We start from the raw sequence: 4,356 nt of genomic DNA, 5'->3' as shown, positions 1-4,356 counted from the left end.
CCGAGCATGGCTCGGCTCTACCGGGATGCCGCGCTGCCAAGGGTAGAGCCGAGCCATGCTCGGCTGCCGTTGGGGGATGCGAAGTGCCGACCAACGGTCGGCTCTACCGGAGCGATCCGGTTGGATCAGTCGCGCGCTACCTGGAAACCGGCGAACGACTGGCTTACCGGCATCAGCTCCAGGCGGTTGATGTTGAGGTGCGCCGGCAGGTTGGCCACCCAGAAGATCTGCTCGGCGATGTCCTCGGCGGTCATCGGGTTCGCCCCGGTGTAGAGGGTGTCCGAGGCGGCCTGGTTGCCGTGGGTGCGCACGAGGGTGAACTCGGTCTCGGCCATGCCCGGCTCGATGGTGGTGACGCGCACGCCGGTGCCGTGCAGGTCGGCGCGCAGGCCGAGCGAGAACTGGCTGACGAACGCCTTGGTGCCGCCGTACGCGTTGCCGCCCGGGTACGGGTACACGCCGGCCACCGAGCTGATGTTGATGATGGCGCCCTTGCGCGCCACCAGCTGCGGCAGCAGGCGGTGGGTGAGGGTGACCAGGGCGGTGACGTTGGTGTCGATCATGGTGCGCCAGTCTTCAAGCGAGGCGCTCTGCGCCGGGGCGGTGCCCTGGGCGAGGCCGGCGTTGTTGACCAGCAGGTCGATGGCGGCGAAGTCGGCCGGCAGGGCGGCCAGTGCGGCCTCCATGGCGGCGCTGTCGCGCACGTCGAAGACGGCCGCATGGACGCGCTCGGGACCGTAGGCGTCGACCAGCGGCTGCAGCCGTTCAGCGCGCCGGCCGGTGGCGATGACACGCCAGCCGGCCTGGGCGAAACGATGGACGGCGGCAGCGCCAAAGCCGGAGGTGGCGCCGGTAATCAGAGCGGTACGGGTCATCGGGGTACTCCGTGGGAATCCCCGCCATTTTCGCACCGATCAGCGGATGCGGAACACGCGCGCCTTGGGCAGGTCTTCGTCCACCTGCAGGAACCAGCGCCCGGCAATGCCCGGCACCACGACGATCTCGGGGTTGCTGCGGCTGGCCTTGAGCGTCATTTCACCCTTGAGCACCTGCCACTGCTGGCCGTTGTCGAGGGTGAACACGGTGCCCGGCGCCCAGCCATCCACCTGGCCGGTGACCTTGGCCTTGATCGGGCCGTCGTCCAGGCCGGGGAACATCGGGGCGGGGGTGGGCGCGCCGGGCGCGGCGACCGGGGCGGCGGCCACCGACGGGGACGGGGCGCGCGCGTCGGCCTCTTGCAGCAGGCGGTTCAAGGTCTGCAACTGGGCGGGGGTGAGCCCCACCTGCGCCAGTGCCTGCGGGTCCACGCGCTGTTCGATCGCCACGTAGGGCACCTGGGCGGCGGCCGATCCGGCCAGCCACAGCATTCCCGCACCCATTACTGCCTGCCACCTGCGCATTGCCTGCTCCACTGCCTGTCGATGCCCGATGGCGGCACTATGCTTCACTTTCATGGCAGCCAGATGACAGCCGCGCCGGTCGCGACGGGGCCGGCGACCGGCAGGGGGTAAAATGGCCGCCAGCCGCGCAGCCGCGCCGGCGGTATTGGACGTCCCATGATCAACAACGATGTACTGCGCAGCATCCGCTACATGCTCGACCTCAGCGACGGCATGATTGCCGACACCTGTGCCCTGGCCGACCCGGCCTTCGTGATCGACAAGGCCGACGTGGCCGGTTGGCTGCGCAAGGAAGACGAGGAAGGTTTCGTGCCGTGCGATGACCGCACCTTGGCGCACTTCCTGGATGGGCTGATCGTGCACTTCCGTGGCCGCGACGAGAGCCAGCCGCTGCGCCCGGTCGAAAAGCGCATCACCAACAACCTGGTGCTGAAGAAGCTGCGCGTGGCGTTCCAGTTGAAGGACGTGGACATGCACGAGATCTTCGACAACGCCGGGTTCCCGGTGTCCAAGCCGGAGCTGTCGGCGCTGTTCCGCCAGCCGGACCACAAGAACTACCGGGCCTGCGGCGACCAGCTGCTGCGCAACTTCCTCAAGGGCCTCACCCTGCGCGTGCGCGCTGCCTGAGCCCCACCCCGGTACGTGGCTCGGCCTGCGGGGCCACGTGCTGCAGCAGTTCCTGCATGAAGGCCCGCGCCGCCGGCGTGGGCAGTTTCGACCACACCGCATGCACGCGCCGCACGGGCGCATCCTGGATGGCCACGCAGGCCACGCCGGTGAAGCCGGCGGCGATGGCCACCGGCACGATGCCCACCGCCAGCCCCTGCTGTACGAAGCGCTCGATGAGCGACATATGGTTGATCTCGAACGGCACCCGATGCGGTAGCCCGGCGGCGGCGAAGGCCTCGTCGGTCTGGCGGCGCGCGCCGCTGCCATATTGGAAGTCCACCAGCGGCAGTTCGGCCAGGGTGGCCAGCGACAGCCGTTTGCGGCTGGCCAGCGGGTGGTTGGGCGGCAGCACGGCCACCATCGATTCTTCGGCGAGCAGGCGATGGCAGGCACCGTCGATGGCGGTGCCCGGCGAGAGGCCGACCAAGGCGACATCCACGCGGCGCTCGCGCACGTCTTCCATCAGCACTTCGCTCTTGTCCATGCGCAGGCGGAATTCCACCTGCGGGTAGCGCGTGTGGAAGGCGGCCAGGCAGGCGACCAGGTCCACGGCGGTGAGCGAGGTGATCTGGCCGATGGTGAGGGTGCCGCGCACCTGGCCGGCGACGGCGGCGACGTCTTCGCGCAGGTGGCGCAGCGAGTCCAACACCTGGCGCGCGTGGGTGAGCAGCACCTCGCCGGCCGGGGTGACCCGTACCTGGCGCGGCAGGCGCTCGAACAGGGTGGCCTGCAGTTCTTCTTCCAGGTGGGCGATCTGGTGGCTGAGTGCGGACTGCACGACGTGGCAGCGCGCGGCGGCGCGGGTGAAGTTGCGTTCTTCGGCCAGGGCCACGCAGAACTCGAGCTGTTTGAGGTTCACGCCAACATCTCCACCATCCATCTATTTTCCAGATGCGCTGGATGATAACTATTCATTTCCATCATCGCGACGCGAGGCGGACACTGGCGTCCCCCTGACACCTGGAAGCCGTATGACCGCCGAYGTCCACACCCCCTTGAGCCGCTGGCAGGTGCTGTTGATGGCCTTTGCCACGGGCGTGGCGGTGGCCAGCAATTACTACGCGCAGCCGCTGCTGCACACCATCGCCGGCGAGTTCGGGGTGTCCTTCGGGCGCGCGGGCATGCTGGTGACGGCGGCGCAGTTGAGCTACGGCGTGGGCGTGGTGCTGCTGGTACCGCTGGGCGACATGTTCGAGCGGCGGCGGTTGATCGTGGTGATGTCGCTGCTGTCGGCGTCGGGGTTGGTGGTGAGCGCGTTGAGCCATGAATTCGTCTGGCTGCTGGTGGGCACGGCGATCACCGGGTTGTTCTCGGTGGTGGCGCAGGTGCTGGTGCCGTTCGCGGCGACGCTGGCACGGCCCGAAGAGCGTGGCCGGGTGGTGGGCACGGTGATGAGCGGGCTGCTGCTGGGCATCCTGCTGGCGCGGACGGTGGCCGGTGCGTTGTCGTCGCTGGGCGACTGGCGCTGGGTGTACTGGATGGCCGCGGGCACGCTGGTGCTGACCACGTGGGTGCTGTATCGCACGTTGCCGCGTTTCTACCAGCATGCGGGGTTGGGTTATGGCGCGTTGCTGCGCTCGATCGGGACGCTGTTCGCGCAGGAGCCGGTGTTCCGCCTGCGCACGCTGCTGGGCGCACTGAGTTTTGCGATGTTCGCCATGTTCTGGACGCCGCTGGCGTTCCTGCTGGCGGGCGCGCCGTACCACTACAGCGACGCGACGATCGGGCTGTTCGGGCTGGTGGGCGCGGCGGGCACGTTGGCGGCAGGGCTGGCGGGGCGGATGGCGGACCGGGGCAAGGCGGCGTTGGCGACGACGCTGGCGCTGGTGCTGCTGGCGGTGTCGTGGCTGCCGCTGGGCTTTTCCACGCAGTCGCTGGTGGCGCTGGTGGTGGGCGTGCTGGTGCTGGACCTGGCGGCGCAGCTGCTGCACGTGAGCAATCAGAACGTGGTGTTCGCGCTGCGCCCCGAGGCGCGCAACCGGCTCAATGCGGGGTATATGACCGGGTACTTCATCGGCGGTTCGTTGGGGTCGCTGGTCTCGGCGCAGGTGTATGGCGCGTTCGGGTGGATGGGCGTGTGCGTGGCCGGGTTTGGGGTGGCGGTCGTGGCGATGGGGGTGTGGGCGTGGGCGGCGGTCGCGGAGAAGCGGAAGGCGTCGTAACGCCGACCGTTGGTCTGCTGTCGCGACGTGACACCGTAGAGCCGACCGTTGGTCGGCTGCCGCGACGTGACGCCGTAGAGCCGACCGTTGGTCGGCTGCATTTGCGCGGTGGGTGGGAGCAGCCG

Annotated in this window: 5 protein-coding genes; 2 read left to right on the top strand and 3 right to left on the bottom strand. The window is 69.1% G+C overall.

Features of this window, described 5'->3' with window-relative positions:
• Positions 1–125 precede the first annotated feature (125 nt).
• Entirely contained in the window at positions 126–875 is a 750-nt protein-coding gene (locus tag ACXJKH_RS16000; protein ID WP_457320766.1) for an SDR family NAD(P)-dependent oxidoreductase, read from the bottom strand.
• 39 nt (positions 876–914) lie between these two features.
• Positions 915–1,400, bottom strand: coding sequence for a hypothetical protein (locus ACXJKH_RS15995; protein ID WP_457320764.1), 486 nt, complete (start codon positions 1,398–1,400; stop codon positions 915–917).
• A gap of 156 nt (positions 1,401–1,556) precedes the next feature.
• On the opposite strand from ACXJKH_RS15995, the gene ACXJKH_RS15990 reads away from it, so the two are divergent.
• Positions 1,557–2,027 carry a YehS family protein gene (locus tag ACXJKH_RS15990; RefSeq protein WP_256777010.1) on the top strand — a complete coding sequence of 157 codons (471 nt, stop codon included), beginning with the start codon at positions 1,557–1,559 and terminating at the stop codon, positions 2,025–2,027.
• Here ACXJKH_RS15990 and ACXJKH_RS15985 read toward each other — a convergent pair.
• Complete coding sequence (locus tag ACXJKH_RS15985; protein ID WP_256777011.1) at positions 2,002–2,928, bottom strand: LysR substrate-binding domain-containing protein; 927 nt, start codon at positions 2,926–2,928, stop codon at positions 2,002–2,004. The two genes, ACXJKH_RS15990 and ACXJKH_RS15985, sit on opposite strands and share 26 nt — an antisense overlap.
• 112 nt (positions 2,929–3,040) lie before the next feature.
• Between ACXJKH_RS15985 and ACXJKH_RS15980 the strand changes: the two genes are divergently transcribed.
• A complete protein-coding gene (locus tag ACXJKH_RS15980; RefSeq protein WP_457320761.1) occupies positions 3,041–4,231 on the top strand; it encodes an MFS transporter in 1,191 nt (396 codons plus the stop codon).
• Positions 4,232–4,356 lie beyond the last annotated feature (125 nt).

The sequence above is a fragment of the Stenotrophomonas sp. P5_B8 genome (genome assembly GCF_054049855.1).
Note: the sequence above shows the minus strand (reverse complement) of the source record. Positions and strands in the feature narration are given on the sequence as shown.